This window comes from Aureimonas sp. AU40 (assembly GCF_001463785.1).
In the GTDB taxonomy this organism is placed as follows: domain Bacteria; phylum Pseudomonadota; class Alphaproteobacteria; order Rhizobiales; family Rhizobiaceae; genus Aureimonas.
The window spans coordinates 176,051-190,855 of the sequence record NZ_BBWL01000052.1; the positions used below are offsets into that span (position 1 = coordinate 176,051).

Sequence of the window (14,805 nt, forward strand, 5' to 3'; positions counted from 1 at the left end):
CGACATCCGCTCGATACCCCGTCACGACCGCAGAGACTGGTTGCGCAATGCCTCCAGCATCGGGCCGACGCGGAACCGCTTGGTGCCGGCCTTGGCCGTCAACGCGCGCAGATAGCCGCCGGGCGAGCGTACACGATCGGCGCGCTCCAGAAGCGCCGCGATGGTGATGGCGGCCTCATAGGGCCCCATCGCCGCCTGCGCCGCGCGGTAGGCGTCCGACGAAATGCCAAGGAAGCCGCGAACGAGGTCGGCCGTCACCTCGAAGTCGCGGCGGGAGCGGATGGGCGTGCGGCTGTAGTCCGCCAATGTCGGGCAGATCGTCATAACGGTTCCGACATCAGGCGCCTCTCGCTCCGCCAACCGGCGCAACGCCTCGCCCCCCTGCCCCACTGGTGCAGCGTCTGCATCGTGACGCATCGGTTGCTCGACCTCGGATTTTTCTTCGTTCTTCTCCTCCTGGGCTATTTCAGTAAGAGTGTCTGGATTTGAATCTTGATAGTGGCGCTCGCCGTGCGCGTCATTGCCGCTCATTTCTTGTTCAGAAAGCACTGAAAGATAAAGAGTTTCGCTCTTTGTGCGAAGTTCGATAGCATGCGCGGACATCTGTTCGAGTTCACTGGCGGTGGCACTACGCGACAGCGGCCGGGAAAGCTCTTGCCAAGCCTGCTCCAACGCGCCCCAATCGCCCGCGCGTTCTTCGATCAACGCAGCATCCAGGATCTTTCGGATGTCTCGTCGGCAGAGGGCGATCTCGGTCCGCAGACGACGCAGCTTACGCGCCTCTGCGCGTGCCTGCTCAGCCCGTGCGAAGATCTCGGTCGCGCAGAGGGCAAACGGCGACAGATCGAACCCGAACGCCTCGTCTCCCTCTTCGAGGTCGCGCCTTCGGTAGCGCTTGCCGTTGGGACTGTCCCGCCTCAGAAGCAGGCCGGCCTCAATCAGGCTGGCGAGATGCCGGCGCAGTGTCGCGTCCGCCATGCCACGCGTGCGCAGCGACAATTCGCGGTTCGAGGGAAACACGATCTGCGGGCGCGAAGGATCGATGCGCTTTTGCGCATGGCAGGATAGGAGCGCTTCCAAGACGGACAGAGTGCGATCGGACAAGCGGAAATGCGCACGCGCCTCCGTCAGCGCCCGCAGCAGCACCCACTTGTCGGGGCCATCGGCGCCCGCGTCCTCGTCAACATCCGGTTTTTCGGCGCGCAGACGCGCTTGCGCACGGCGCACGCCATCCTCCCGCCGAATCAGGGCAGCCGATATCGGCCGCGCCCCGAAAGGCGAGTTCCATTGGATCTCGAACATGGCTCTGCTTCAGGCTCGAGGCAAAGCAGAGGCGTTGCCGGAACGCGACCGACTCTTGACAGAGCATGCCGGACATGATTCTTTCAGATTGCTACATCTTGAAAGGGCTTCCGGAGCATCACGTTTCGGGGGCCTTTTTTTGATCGCCTCGATCTCTGTCCTTTCCTCGTTTCGTTGCGCGTCGTCTGTCTCGTCGGCGGTTGGTCCCGCCGATCAGTCCTCGCCCTCTCGCGCCTTGAAGGCGGCGTAGAGCGCGGGAATTTCGGAAGCGACGAAGGCGGCGAAGGCCCCCTCGCCTTTGAACTCGATGACGGACCGCTTGCCGTCTGGCTTAAAGGACGCCACGACGCGTCCGCTCGGCTCAGATAGCGCCTCGGCCGTACGGCTGGCCGTCTTGGCGCGGCGGGTCAGGCGCTCCAGCATAAGAACGAAGCGCTCGTCACTCGTCGCCTTGGCGAAGCGCTCCGTTGCGATCTCGCGCTCGGCCTTATCGCGTGCACCGGCCGTTCTCAGCTGTTCGGCCAGGAGCATCCAACGCGTGCGGCCCGCGCGCGGCGCGGGGCCGATGGCCCGCGCGATGGCGTCCGGTACGGCATCCGCCACCTGGAGCAGTCGCGTCATCTCCGCCTTATGCAGCGAAAGCGCGGACTGAACGGTTGCCCGCTCGAAGCCGCGTTGCAGGAGCGCCTCGGCAAACAGCGCGCGCTCGATGAAGGAGAGATCGCGCCGCTCGGAGTTTTCCTTGCCCTGCGCCACCACCAGCTCGACATCGCTGAGCGGACGCACCACGGCGCGCACCTTGATGCCAAGAGCTCTGGCGGCCGCGACGCGGCGATGCCCATAGGCGGTCTGATACCAGCCGGCCTGCGCCCGCTCCGCGTCGGGATGCGGGCGCAGGAGCACGGGCACCTCCTGCCCGCCGTTCTCGATCGAGCGACAAAGCGCGTCAAAAGCCTCGTCGGAGCGATCGGGCTGCGACAGGCGATCAGCTACGAAAGCCGGCTCGATCCGGTTCGGGTCGATCTCCACGACGCGCTCGCCGCGGGCCACCTGTTCGCGCAGGGCTCTCGCGTCCTCGGCCTCTGCGCGCAGGTTTCCGAGCGCCAGGCCCATGGCCTTCACCGCGCCGGAACTCGCATGGGCGCGAGGCCGAGCGGCGGAGGCGTCCGCCTCGGCGGGCGTCTCCGCCGCCGGCGGCGCCCCGCCGAGCAACGCCTTCAGCTCGTCGCGACGTCGGCTCATGCCACGCCTCCGAAAAGACTAGCCACGATGCCCGGAACGAGAGGGAAATCGCCCATCATCACACCCGCCCCCAGCTTTCCAGGATCAGCGCCTCAACCTCGCTGTTGACAGCAGTCAACGACTCCATCGCGCGGTCGTAGGTCGAGCGGGAGAAGTTCTCCCGTGCCACCTCGTAGAGCGTCTGCTTGGTGAGACCCGCGTCGCTCAGCGCCGTAGACTTCAGCATCGGGTTGGTGAGGACACGACTGCCGAACTGCGCGCGCAGGAACCCCGCGATCTGTGCCTGCGGCCCGTCATGGGGCTCATAGCGCGTCACGAGATAGCGCAGGAAGTCGAAGTTCAGATCGCCGCCGGCCTCTCGCACGACCTGAAGGAGGTCCGACGTCATGAACAGGAACTGGCTCATCGAAGCGACGTCAAGCATCTGCGGATGCACGGTGACGAGAACCGAGGTCGCAGCGCAAAGAGCGCCCAGCGTCAGGAAGCCGAGCTGGGGCGGGCAATCGATGACGACGATGTCGTATTTGGATTCAACCTCGCGCAGAGCGTCCTGCACGCGGGCGAAGAACAGGCGCTCTCCGGCGCGGCCCTCGCGCTGCGCCTCCGCCAGCTGCCGAGGCGTCGCGTGCTCGAACTCCTGCAGTTCAAGATTGCCGGGCACGAGATCGAGCCCGTCGAAATAGGTCGGTCGGATGATGCTCTCCAGCGAAACTCGCTCTTCGTCGTAGCGGATCGCACCGTAGAGCGTGTCGTTTCCGGTGAGGTCGAGCTCGGGCTGGTAGCCGAGGAGCGCGGAGAAGGACGCCTGCGGATCGAGATCGACCGCGAGCGTCCGGTAGCCCTGGAGCGCAAGATATTGCGCGAGATGCGCCGAGGTCGTGGTCTTGCCCGAACCGCCCTTGAAGTTGGTGACGGCGATGATCTGCAGATGCTCGTCGCTTTCGGGTCGGCGCCATTTCAAATACTGTCGCGCCTTGGGCGAGCCGGCCTCGTGCTGCGAGGCCAGATGCCGGCGCAGGGCATTGATGTCGCCGAGCGTATAGGAGCGGCGGCCGGAGGGGCCGACTTCGGGCTGCGGCCCTTCGCCCGAGATCGACAATTGCCGGAGGTAGCTGTCCGACACCCCGATCAGTCGCGCCGCTTCGCCCGAGGTGAAGGGGCGCAGCGTCTTCGACGAAGTCGGCGGGAACAGCCTTTGGCGCATCGCCTGGAGTTGGCTGGACAGGAGGCGCGCGTCGGCGGCAATCTGCTCGTCGGCGGGCTTGAACTCGAGTGATCTGGATTTCGGCTTGGACACCGCTTGGCCTCGTTTTGGAATCCGCGCCGCCCGCGAGCGGGCAGGGTGCGGCTGATCATCTCCGTTCCGCGACGCGGCACGGCCGGACCGGCGACCGGATTGAGCATCCGGCTCCGCCCGTTCATAAGCATCCGGGTCAATCCCGAGGCTTGCGCTCCCATCCATCAGTAACGGCACTCTGCTCATGTAACGGCCCAAACCGTTAACGAGGATGCGGCCAGTGGACCCGAGAGTCAAACGGGGTTCATATTTCGGTAAGGGATGAAGGGGGTGCTGCCGATGGGTCGTGAGCGCGCCGCACCCCTTATGCCTCGCAACCCATTGTTTTAGCGCGATTTCTCGGTGTCCAAGCCGCGTTGACATCTGTCAATCGCTCGCAGCGCTCATCGATTGGGGGCGTCCGGCTTGAAACAACGATCTCGCAAACCCTGATTCTCAAGGAGGATGCGATTCTCCGGTCTGCTCCTGCGAGGCTGCGTTCGCGGGCCTTATAGAAGGACTTCCCGGGCTCACCGAAGCCCATAATCTGAATCAAGAACAGCCCCATTCGGCGATGGCGGGCCAAGGCAACGGGGAGAGCTGAGGCTTCGGGCATCGGTTTGTTGGGATGTCGCGTTCCGATACAGTTCGTAAACGAGCAGCGGACATTGCCTTGTATTCAGCGAAATCCGGAATTGTTCCGTCACGAGTTCGCTGTGTCGATGCGACCGCCCAAGCGAGAATCCTGCTGTAACGCGAAGGGCGACACATCGATCTGCGGGGCCGGCCTCAATGGTGCGTCGTCTGTTCGGCCCGACTTGAATGCGAGGTGGTATCGGCCAATAAAAAAAGGCCGGCGCCCCGTGAGAGGCGCCGGCCCTAAAATCGTTCGGCGGTGAGGAGCGGGCAGGGGGCGAAGACGCCCCGCCACCCGGCTCAGGCGGCGGAGGTCTTTAGCGAACCATTGCGGTAGCGCTTGGCCATGTCGGAGAGCGCGATCGGCTTGATGGCGGAGGCATGGCCCGCCGTGCCGAACTCCTCGAAGCGCTGCGCGGCGAGCTTGGTGACGGCCGTCATCGCGGGGCCGAGATATTTGCGCGGATCGAACTCCTCCGGCTTTTCCGCAAAGACCTTGCGGATCGCGCCGGTCATGGCGAGGCGGCAGTCCGTGTCGATGTTGATCTTGCGCACGCCGTGGCGGATGCCGCGCTGGATCTCTTCGACCGGCACGCCCCAGGTCGGCTTGATCTCGCCGCCATGCTTGTTGACGATTTCCTGCAGATCCTCCGGCACGGAGGAGGAGCCGTGCATGACGAGATGCGTGTTGGGCAGCTTGCGATGGATCGCCTCGATGACGTTCATCGCGAGAACCTCGCCGTCCGGCTTGCGCGAGAACTTGTAGGCGCCGTGCGAGGTGCCCATGGCGACGGCGAGTGCGTCGACATGCGTGTCCTCGACGAAGCGAACCGCTTCCTCCGGGTCGGTCAGAAGCTGGTCGTGGCTGAGCGTGCCCTCGAAGCCGTGTCCGTCCTCCTTCTCGCCCGACCCCGTCTCCAGCGAGCCGAGCACGCCGATCTCGCCCTCGACCGAGGCGCCGCACCAATGCGCCATGTCGGAGACGCGCCGCGTGATGCCGGCATTGTAGGAATAGTCGGCCAGCGACGCGCCGTCCTCCTTCAGGGAGCCGTCCATCATCACGGAGGTGAAGCCGTGCTGGATGGCGGTGATGCAGGTCGCTTCGTTGTTGCCGTGGTCGAGATGCATGCAGATCGGAATGTCGGGATGCATTTCCGACAGGCCTTCGATCAGCCGGGCGAGGATGAGGTCGTTGGCATAGGCGCGCGCGCCGCGGCTCGCCTGGAGGATGACAGGGGCGTCCGTCCTGGCGGCGGCGGCAAGGATCGCCAGCCCCTGTTCCATATTGTTGATGTTGAACGCCGGGACGCCGTAACCATGCTCGGCGGCATGATCGAGAAGCTGGCGGAGGGTGATCAGGGCCATGGGGTCTTGTCCTTCCGTTTCGATCAGCCGAGCGCGGCCGTGACGTCGGCGACGATGCCGAGATAGCCATCGGCGTTCCACGCGGAGCGGCCGATGAAGAGCCCGTCGATATGCTCGCAAAGCGCGAGATCGACGCAATTGCCGAGATTGACACTGCCGCCGTAGACGACCGACAGCGGCGCGCCCAGGCGGTCGGCAGTCAGCGCCTTGATGCGCTTGTGTTGCGCGTCGGCGAAATCGGGCTCCGCCGGCGTGCCGCCTTCGCCGATCGACCAGACCGGCTCGTAGGCGAGGATCACCTTGGCGCCGCCGGCCCAGTCGACCTTCGAGATCGCCGCCAGGACCTGGCGCTCCAGCGCCTCCTCGGTGCGGCCGGAATCGTATTCTTCCTTGGTGTCGCCGATACAGACCAACGCGGTCAGCCCGTGGCGCACGGTAGCGGCGGTCTTCAGCGCCACGGTTTCATCGGTCTCGTTGAAGAAGGTGCGCCGCTCGGAATGGCCGATCTCGACCAGCGCGCCGCCGCAGTCGCGAACCTGCGGCACGGAAATCTCGCCGGTCCAGGCGCCGCTATCCTTCCAATGGGCGTTCTGCGCGCCGACGATCACGTCCGTCGCCTTCAGCTGCTCGGCCACCCGATGGAGAACCGTGAAGGGGGGGATCACGAAGAGCTGGGCGTCGTCGGAGCGATGAGCGCGATCCGAGGCCTTCAGGATCTCGCAGAAGGCGTCGGCCTCGGCGATCGTCTTATTCATTTTCCAGCTGGTGCCGATCCAGGGACGCTTGCGCAAAGTCGCTCCTCCAAAATGTCGATAGGTGTCCGGTCTTGTCGCCGGAACGGGGGAGGGGGCCGCGCGTCTCGCCGAAACCCCCACATGAAAACGGGGCCGGCTCTTTCGAGCCGGCCCCGCTGGTCCGGTGCCTCAGGCGTGGGCCTTGGCCTTCGCCTTTTCCGCCACCTTCTCGGCGGTGATGCCGAAGTGCTTGTAGAGATCGGCGCCCGGTGCCGAGGCGCCGAAGCCGTTCATGCCGATCACGTCGTCCTCGTCCTCGACGAAGCGCGTCCAGCCGAAAGGCGAGGCGGCTTCCACCGCGATGCGCGGCGCCGAGCCGAGCACGGCGTCGCGATAGCTCTTGGGCTGCTTGGCGAAAAGCTCCCAGCAAGGCATGGAGACGACCGCCGCCTTCACGCCTTCGCCGGCGAGCGCTTCCGCCGCCGCGACCGCGATCTCGACTTCCGAACCGGTGGCGAGGATCGTGACGGCGCGCGCGCCGCCTTCCGCCTCGCGCAGGACATAGGCGCCCTTTGCCGAGAGGTTCTCGGAGGAGGCTTCCGTGCGCACCGCCTTGAGGTTCTGGCGCGACAGGACGAGCGTCGTCGGCGCCTTCACGTCGCCGAGCGCCGCTTCCCAGCATTCCACCGTCTCGATGCCGTCGGCCGGGCGCATGACCAGCATGTTCGGCATGGCGCGCAGGCTTGCCAGATGCTCGATCGGCTGATGCGTCGGGCCGTCTTCGCCCTGGCCGATCGAGTCATGCGTCATGACGTAGACGACCGGCTGGTGCATGAGGGCCGACAGGCGCATGGCGGGGCGCGCATAGTCGGAGAAGCAGAGGAACGTGCCGCCGAACGGCGTGAAGCCGCCATGCAGCGAGAGGCCGTTCATGACGGCGGCCATCGCGTGCTCGCGCACGCCATAGAAGATGTAGTTGCCGTCATAGGCACCCGCCTGCACGGGCTTGGCCGCGCCGGCCTTGGTGAGGTTGGAGCCGGACAGATCGGCCGAGCCGCCGATCAGCTTGGCGGACTTGGCGGTCAGCGCCTCGACCACCATCTGGCCGGCCTTGCGCGTGGCAAGCGAGGCCTTGTCCGCGATCATCTTGGTCTTCAGCTCGGACAGGAGCTCGGCCGGATTGCCGTCGAACCCGTCCTTCAAGACGCGCTCGAACGCCTCGCGCTGGGCCGGGTCGGCCTTGGCCAGACGCTCAGCCCAGGCCTTGGCGTCGGCTTCGCCCCGACGGCCGAAGCTCTTCCACTGGTCGGTCAGGTCTTCCGGCAGTACGAAGGGCTCATGCGCCCAGGTGAAGTATTCGCGGGCGTAGGCGATGCCCTCGGCGCCGAGCGGCGAGCCGTGGACGCCGGACGTGCCGGCCTTCTTGCCGCCGCCATAGCCGATCGTGGTGCGGCAGGCGATGAGCGTCGGCTTGTCCGACTTTTGAGCGCGTTCGATCGCGGCGGCAATCGCGGCGGGGTCATGGCCGTCCACCGCATCGGTGTTCCAGTTGGCCGAGGCGAAGCGACCTGCGACATTGTCGGAAGTCGTCAGATCGGTGGCGCCGTCGATCGTGATGCGGTTGTCGTCCCAAAGGACGATCAGCTTGTTCAGCTTCAGGTGGCCGGCGAGCGAGATCGCCTCCTGGCTGACGCCTTCCATCAGGCAGCCGTCGCCCGCGATCGTATAGGTATAATGTTCGCAGAGATCGGAGCCGAAGCGCGCGTTCAGGATGCGCTCGGCGAGCGCCATGCCGACGGCGGTCGCCAGACCCTGGCCGAGAGGGCCGGTCGTGGTCTCGATGCCGGCGCCTTCGCCGAACTCGGGATGGCCGGCGGCCTTGGAGTGAAGCTGGCGGAAGCGCTTCAGCTCGTCGATCGTGAAGTCCTCGTAGCCCGTGAGGTGCAGGAGGCTGTAGAGCAGCATCGAGCCGTGGCCGGCCGACAGGACGAACCGGTCGCGGTCCGGCCAGTTCGGCTGCTTGGCGTCGAACTTCATGAAGCGCGAGAAGAGAACGGTCGCGACATCGGCCATGCCGAGCGGCATGCCGGGATGGCCGGAATTGGCGGCCTCCACCGCGTCCATCGACAGAAAGCGGATGCCGCTGGCGAGATAGCGCGTCACCGTGACGTCGAGCGGGGGAAGGTTCGGTTTGTCGAGCATGTGGGTCCTCCGAGATGCGGGGGCTCGTCCACCCGGTTCGCCCATCCCCGACGTGCCGAACACGAAGGAAACGCGGGCTAGGGGCGAGGAACCCTGTCCGTCCTGGGCAGAGCATTCCCACGGGCGGCGCGCCAAATCAATCGCCGCCCCTAGAAATATGTTCATATGAACGAGAAAAACGCATATGAACAGGTTTTGGGATTGTCGCTGCGATGGCCGGCCGTCCTTCCCACCTGCGAGCAGCCGAGGCCTAAGTGGACGCAATCGCCCCCACCGAAATCGAGCTGATGACCGAGATCGCGCGGCGCTACTACGAGGGCGACGCGACGCAGGCCGACATCGCGGCCGAGTTCGGCCTGTCGCGCATGAAGGTCAGCCGCCTCCTACGCCAGGCACGGGAGGAGGGGGTGGTGGACGTGCGCATTCGCGTCCACCGCACCGTGGCGGCGGATATCGAGGAGCGCCTCTGCGCGCGCTTCGGCCTGAAGCGCGCGCTGATCGCGGCCGACCGGGCAGACGCCGAAGCGCAGCGCGACGACGTCGCCCTGGTGGTGGCGGACTATCTCGACCGCGAGCTTTTCACCGGCGCGACCGTCGCCGTCGGGATGGGTCGCAACGTCGCGGCCGTTGCCGACACGCGGGGGCGCCCGGCGGTGGAAAGCGCGGTCTTCGTGTGTGCGACGGGCGGGGCGCATCGCGCCGGGGAGCCCGGCAATGCCGACCACATCTGCCGCAAGCTGGCGCGCCGCTTCGGCGGCACGCCGGAAACGCTGTATGCCCCAGCCTATGTGCCGGACGCGGCACTGCGCGACGCGCTGCTGCGCAACCAGACGGTTCGCCGTACGCTGGATGTCGCTCGCTCGGCCGACTTCGCTCTGATCGGCATCGGCGATCTCGGCGAGGAAAGCCACATGGTGCGCATGGGCTGGTTCAAGCGCGACGAGATTCTGGCCGCGCGCGCCGCCGGCGTGGTGGGCGATCTCATGGGCTACGACTTCTTCGATCTCGAAGGGCGCGAGCGCAACGAAATCCTCGGCGGCCGGGTCATCGGACTGCGCCTGGAGGAAATGCGCGCCATCCCCAATGTCGTGGCCATCGCCTCCGAGCCGACCAAGACCGTGGCGATCCTCGCAGCTCTGCGCACGGGGATCATCGGCGTCCTCGCGACCTCGCTCGCCAATGCGCAAAGCATCCTGGCGTTGGACGAGGCGACCCGCCTTGCGACCCAGAAGGCGCCTTGAACATTTGAACGGAAAGTGTTTGAAGTAACAGCAACGCGGCGGCGCGGATCGTCGGCCGATCCCGCGCGTTCGGGCTCCCCAGCCCCGCCCCAATCTAGAGGTCGAAGGAGACAAGACCATGAAGATCGTTCTGGGTGGCGACAGCGCCGGCGTTCCGCTCGTGAAGGTGCTGATGGAGCACCTGCAAAAGCGCACCGATCTGGAAGTCGTGGATGCCAGCGTGGCGCCGACCGGCGAGGCCGAGCGCTATGCCACGACGACCGACCGGATCGCGAGCCAGGTCGTCGACGGCACGTTCGATCGCGGCATTCTGGTCTGCGGCACGGGCATCGGCGTCTGCATCTCGGCCAACAAGGTGCCGGGCATCCGCGCCGCGCTGACGCACGACACCTACTCGGCCGAGCGGGCCGCGCTCTCCAACAACGCGCAGATCATCACGATGGGCGCGCGCGTCATCGGACCCGAGCTCGCCAAGGCGATCGTGGACTCCTATCTCGCGCAGACCTTCGATCCCGCCTCGTCGTCCGGCCCCAATGTCGATGCGATCGACGCGGTGGAGCAGAAGTACAAGAGCGCCTGAGGCGCCCCGGATCCAAGCTTTCAGGAAGGGTCGGCCCCGCAGGCCGGCCCTTCTTGCGTCTTGCGGCGGGGGAGGGCCGAGAAGAGCCCTCAACTGTTGCAGCCAGGGACTACACGTTTGCCCGCATCGTCCTATTATGGATTTTGGAATGCTGTTGCAGGGGTGTACGACGATGTTCCATGGCGAAGACATGCAGATGATCCGCGATCGCGCCTATGCGATCTGGCAGTCGGAAGGCCATCCCGAAGGCCGGGCCTTGGAGCATTGGCTGATGGCGGAGCGGCAGCGCCTCGCCTCCGATCCGGCTCAGCCCTGGTACGAGGCGAACGGTATGGAAGGCGAGACGGCCTTCATGCGCCGCATGCTCTGGACGGCACAGCCCTTCGTGGCGGAACACGCTACCTTCCACTGACCCCGCACGCGTCGTCAGAACGCGTAGCGAACCTCGCAATAGGGCATGGCGTCGTTCAGCCACGTGCGCAGGCGCGCCAGCCATTGGCCTTTCCAGCCGTGGCGGTAGCGCAGGTTCACCATGCCGCTTTCGCTGACCTTCTCCTCCTGAAGGTCGGGCCGCCAAAGCGCGTCCTCGCCCTTGGGGTGCCAGCCGAGATTGATTTCGTGCAGGCCGGTATTGTGCGTCAGCATGATGATCTCGCATTTCAACTGCCGCTTGGCGGCGGGCGAGAGCGCGGCGTCGAGTTCGCCGAAGAGCGCCTTCCACTCGCCCTCCCATTGCTCGTGCACGATGACGGGCGAAAAGTTCACGTGCACCTCGTAGCCGGCGGCGACGAAATCGTTGATCGCCGCGATCCGCTCGGCGATCGGTGAGGTACGGATGTCGACGCTGCGCGCCATGGCCTGCGGCATGAGCGAGAAGCGGATGCGCGTTCGTCCCTGCGGGTCGTAGCTCAGGAGATCGCGATTCACGTGCTTCGTGGCGAACGAGCCCTTGGCGTTCGGCATCCCGCGAAACGCCTCGACGAGCAGGCGCACATTGTCCGATAGCGTGGCGTCCACCGAGAGATCGCCGTTCTCGCCGAGATCGTAGACCCAGTCCACGGGATCGACGCTGTTGGGCTGGGGCTTGGGGCCGAGCCTTCCCGCATGCCGGCGCAGCGCCGCCACGACATCCTCGCCGTTCACGAAGATCGTCACCGGGTTGGCATAGCCCTTCCGGCGCGGAACGTAGCAATAGGAACAAGCCATGGCGCAGCCATTGGACGAGGAGGGCGCGATGAAGTCGGCGCTGCGCCCGTTCGGCCGCAAGGTCATGCTCTTCTTCAGCCCGAGCACGAGAACGTCGCGCTTGATGCTCAGCCAGCCGTCGACGCTCGACGGGTCGTTGAAGAGCTGCGGGATGCGGGCATGACTTTCGACCTCCACATGCTCGGCCTGCGGAAAGCGCGCCAGGATCGCCTGCCCGCGCGGATGGGCGCGCGCGGCGGGTTCGAGATAGATGCGGGTGGGGTCGATCAGCGGGCGAGGGGCCATGCCTCGGATATGGTGTCGCGGCGGGCAGGGGAAGGGCCGCGGGCGGCATGTTGCGGACATTAGACGCGATTTCCAAGAAGATCAGCATCCCGGACTATCAGGAGCCGGCTATATAAGTCGAAGCAGTGTCAGGCCATGGATGAAACCCATCTGCCGTTAGAAGCCTCTCAATAATTTTCAAGCATCGTCCGAACAAACAGGAATGTCGAGCGGATCGAATCGCAGAGGCCGAGCTCGACGTCGAATGCCAGGGAACGCTGGGAGAAAGTCGTCCGCTTCATCGCGGACCGATACGGGCCGCCGAGCGCAAGCAATGCGTCGAGGCACCCGGATCCGATTTGTTGTGTTCGGCAGGACCACGGTCCCAGGCCGGTTAGTGTTCGATGTCGGCTGAAGGACGATCATCATGCGAATGACCATCAAGGCAAAGTTAATGGCGTCCTTCGGGGTCGTCCTTCTGCTGTTCGGCCTCTGCGGCTACCTGTCGATCGGCAGCCTCGCCACCACCAACGCCGCCATGTCCGGCTTCGTCGGCGGCCCCTTCGCCCAGGTCCAGAGCGGACTGGCGATCCGAGGCAACGTCACCGATATGCGCCGTCTGCTCCTGCGTATCCTGATGACGACGGACGAGACCGTGATTGCCGCCAGCAAGGCCACCATCGCGGAAAACTGGCGGGCGATCGACACCTCTCTGACCAGCCTGACCGGCGCCATGAACGAGGAGCAGCGTAGCGCCTGGTCCGACCTCCCGTCGCTCGTCGAGGATTACCGCCGCGTGGTGGACCTCGCTTTGAACAGCTTGGAAGTGGCCGACATGGAAGTCGGCAACAAGGCGATCCTGGCGGCGAATGCCGCCCTGACCCCGATCCTGGCCGAGCTGAATGTCTTGCGCGGCGATCTGCGCCGGGCCGGCTCGCTGGAAAACGCCCTGAGCGTGGACGATGCGATGACGGCGATGGAAGCGTCCCGCCGCCTCGCGGTCGAGGCCGTGGTTCTGGCCGACGACCAGCAGATCCGCCAGTCCGCCGACGGCTCCAAAGCCGCTTCGAGCGAGGTCGATCGCCGTCTCGACGTTCTCTCGGCCCAATTGACGGGCGCTCCCGCCGATGTCCTGACGCGGGCCAAGGCGGGCTGGGACAAGGCGCGAGAGGAGATCGCGCGGCAGGCCGCGATCGGCGTGGAGAACACGTTCGCCACAGCCCAGGCGATGCTTGAAAATCAGGTCGTTCCGCCCGCCAACAAGCTGGGCGATCGCCTCGGCCAACTCAACGAGGAACTGTCCCTTGCGGCCGACAGCGACGTCAAGTCGGCCGAGGCCCGCTACGAGGCGACCCGCCTGACCCTGATCGCGCTTATCGTCGGCGCGGTGTTGATCGGCGCGGCGGCCGCCATCTGGATGTCGCTCGCGATCTCTCGCGGCCTGACGAAGTCGGTGAAGTTCGCCGAAGCGATCGGCGCGGGCGATCTGACCCAGACCGCCCCCGTCACCAGCCGGGACGAGATCGGCGATCTCCTCGGCGCGATGAACACCATGTCGGCCCGCTTGCGCGAGATCGTGTCGGACGTGACGAACTCGGCCACGCAGGTCGCCGCCGGCGCCCGCCAGTCCGCCGTGACGGCCGAGCAGTTGAGCCAGGGCGCGACCGAGCAGGCCGCTTCGACCGAGCAGATCGGCCAGGGTGCCAACGAGCAGGCCGCGACCACGCAGCGCCTTTCCTCCGGCGCCAGCGAGCAGGCCGCCGCCACCGAACAGGCTTCCTCGGCCATGGAAGAAATGGCCGCCAACATCCGCCAGAACGCCGAGAACGCCGGCGCCACGGCCAAGATCGCGGCTCAGGCTTCGCAGAACGCGCAGCGCAGCGGCGAGGCGGTGATCAACTCCGTCGAGGCCATGCGCACCATCGCCGACAAGATCCGCATCGTCCAGGAAATCGCCCGCCAGACCGACCTTCTCGCCCTCAACGCCGCGATCGAAGCGGCCCGTGCCGGCGCTCATGGCAAGGGCTTCGCGGTCGTCGCCTCCGAAGTGCGCAAGCTCGCCGAGCGCTCGCAGCAGGCGGCGTCCGAGATCGGGTCCCTGTCGACCTCGACCCTCTCCATCTCGGAAGAGGCCGGCCGAATGCTGGAGCAGCTCGTGCCCGACATTCAGCGCACCGCCGATCTCGTGGCCGAAATTTCCGCCGCGTGCCGCGAGCAGAACGTGGGCGCCGACCAGATCAACCAGGCGATTCAGCAGCTCGATCAGGTAACGCAGCAGGTTACGCAGTCGGCCGCGCAGATCGACCAGGTGGCGCAGCAGACCAGCGCCGCGATCCAGCAGCTCGACCAGGTGACGCAGCAGAACGCCTCCGCCGCCAACGAAATGTCGGCGACCTCCGAGCAGCTCGCCGCCGAGGCGCGCCGCCTGAACGACCGGGTCGCCTATTTCCGCCTGAGCGAGGCGGCCGACCACAAGCCGGTGCTGCCGCCGCTCGTGCACGGCGGCTCCGTCGCCCCGAGCACGCCGCGCCCCGACGTGCGCACCCTGCAGACCCGGGTGGACCAGTTCGCCAGCACCGCGCGCCCCGCGCCGGCCGCCAAGGCGCCGGCCTCCAACAGCCCGCGCGGCGGTTTCGATCTCGACCTCAACGAGAACGACCGCCAGCGGGGCTTCGAGCGCATGAGCGGCTGAGGCGAGAGCACGCTGTCGCTTAACGACTGATCGTGCCTGCGGGCCGCCTTCCGACCTTCCGGTCG

General features: G+C 66.2%; 11 protein-coding genes. 4 read left to right on the forward strand and 7 right to left on the reverse strand.

The genetic code is table 11. From position 1 onward, the window contains the following. Positions 1-21 precede the first annotated feature (21 nt). The 6 genes from repC to tkt form a co-directional block, all read right to left on the reverse strand. A complete protein-coding gene (gene repC / locus AUL32_RS20390; protein WP_062119180.1) occupies positions 22-1,302 on the reverse strand; it encodes a plasmid replication protein RepC in 1,281 nt (426 codons plus the stop codon). Between the two features lie 213 nt (positions 1,303-1,515). Further along, positions 1,516-2,544, reverse strand: coding sequence for a plasmid partitioning protein RepB (gene repB / locus AUL32_RS20395; protein WP_062119183.1), 1,029 nt, complete (start codon positions 2,542-2,544; stop codon positions 1,516-1,518). A gap of 58 nt (positions 2,545-2,602) precedes the next feature. Then, a complete protein-coding gene (gene repA / locus AUL32_RS20400; RefSeq protein WP_062119186.1) occupies positions 2,603-3,841 on the reverse strand; it encodes a plasmid partitioning protein RepA in 1,239 nt (412 codons plus the stop codon). Positions 3,842-4,756: 915 nt separating this feature from the next. Next, positions 4,757-5,821: a class II fructose-bisphosphate aldolase gene (fba, locus tag AUL32_RS20405; RefSeq protein WP_062119189.1), complete on the reverse strand. Its 1,065-nt coding sequence runs from the start codon at positions 5,819-5,821 to the stop codon at positions 4,757-4,759. 23 nt (positions 5,822-5,844) lie between these two features. Beyond that, positions 5,845-6,612, reverse strand: a complete 768-nt coding sequence (locus AUL32_RS20410) for a triose-phosphate isomerase (protein WP_082659907.1) — start codon at positions 6,610-6,612, stop codon at positions 5,845-5,847. 132 nt (positions 6,613-6,744) lie between these two features. Then, positions 6,745-8,757, reverse strand: coding sequence for a transketolase (tkt, locus tag AUL32_RS20415; RefSeq protein WP_062119191.1), 2,013 nt, complete (start codon positions 8,755-8,757; stop codon positions 6,745-6,747). A 254-nt stretch (positions 8,758-9,011) separates the two neighbouring features. Here tkt and AUL32_RS20420 point away from each other — a divergent pair, with 254 nt between their 5' ends. From AUL32_RS20420 to AUL32_RS20430, 3 genes are all read left to right on the forward strand, one after another. Continuing rightward, positions 9,012-9,998 (forward strand): sugar-binding transcriptional regulator, encoded by a 987-nt coding sequence (locus AUL32_RS20420; RefSeq protein ID WP_244497997.1) that lies wholly within the window; start codon positions 9,012-9,014, stop codon positions 9,996-9,998. Between the two features lie 118 nt (positions 9,999-10,116). Next, entirely contained in the window at positions 10,117-10,578 is a 462-nt protein-coding gene (gene derI, locus AUL32_RS20425; RefSeq protein WP_062119195.1) for a D-erythrulose-4-phosphate isomerase, read from the forward strand. Between the two features lie 172 nt (positions 10,579-10,750). Beyond that, positions 10,751-10,990 carry a DUF2934 domain-containing protein gene (locus AUL32_RS20430; protein ID WP_062119197.1) on the forward strand — a complete coding sequence of 80 codons (240 nt, stop codon included), beginning with the start codon at positions 10,751-10,753 and terminating at the stop codon, positions 10,988-10,990. A 14-nt stretch (positions 10,991-11,004) separates the two neighbouring features. Here AUL32_RS20430 and AUL32_RS20435 read toward each other — a convergent pair whose 3' ends face one another. Continuing rightward, the gene (locus AUL32_RS20435; protein WP_062119200.1) at positions 11,005-12,069 is read right to left on the reverse strand and encodes a spore photoproduct lyase family protein; all 1,065 of its coding nucleotides are present in this window, start codon (positions 12,067-12,069) and stop codon (positions 11,005-11,007) included. 412 nt (positions 12,070-12,481) lie between these two features. Here AUL32_RS20435 and AUL32_RS20440 point away from each other — a divergent pair, with 412 nt between their 5' ends. Next, a complete protein-coding gene (locus AUL32_RS20440; RefSeq protein WP_062119203.1) occupies positions 12,482-14,740 on the forward strand; it encodes a HAMP domain-containing methyl-accepting chemotaxis protein in 2,259 nt (752 codons plus the stop codon). Positions 14,741-14,805: the final 65 nt, after the last annotated feature.

Bases quoted from the DNA above. Each gene is read 5' to 3' on its own strand.
- repC (WP_062119180.1), bottom strand. From the start codon at position 1,302: ATGTTCGAGATCCAATGGAACTCGCCTTTCGGGGCGCGGCCGATATCG.
- AUL32_RS20440 (WP_062119203.1), top strand. From the start codon at position 12,482: ATGACCATCAAGGCAAAGTTAATGGCGTCCTTCGGGGTCGTCCTTCTG.
- fba (WP_062119189.1), bottom strand. From the start codon at position 5,821: ATGGCCCTGATCACCCTCCGCCAGCTTCTCGATCATGCCGCCGAGCAT.
- AUL32_RS20435 (WP_062119200.1), bottom strand. From the start codon at position 12,069: ATGGCCCCTCGCCCGCTGATCGACCCCACCCGCATCTATCTCGAACCC.
- AUL32_RS20430 (WP_062119197.1), top strand. From the start codon at position 10,751: ATGTTCCATGGCGAAGACATGCAGATGATCCGCGATCGCGCCTATGCG.
- derI (WP_062119195.1), top strand. From the start codon at position 10,117: ATGAAGATCGTTCTGGGTGGCGACAGCGCCGGCGTTCCGCTCGTGAAG.
- tkt (WP_062119191.1), bottom strand. From the start codon at position 8,757: ATGCTCGACAAACCGAACCTTCCCCCGCTCGACGTCACGGTGACGCGC.
- repB (WP_062119183.1), bottom strand. From the start codon at position 2,544: ATGAGCCGACGTCGCGACGAGCTGAAGGCGTTGCTCGGCGGGGCGCCG.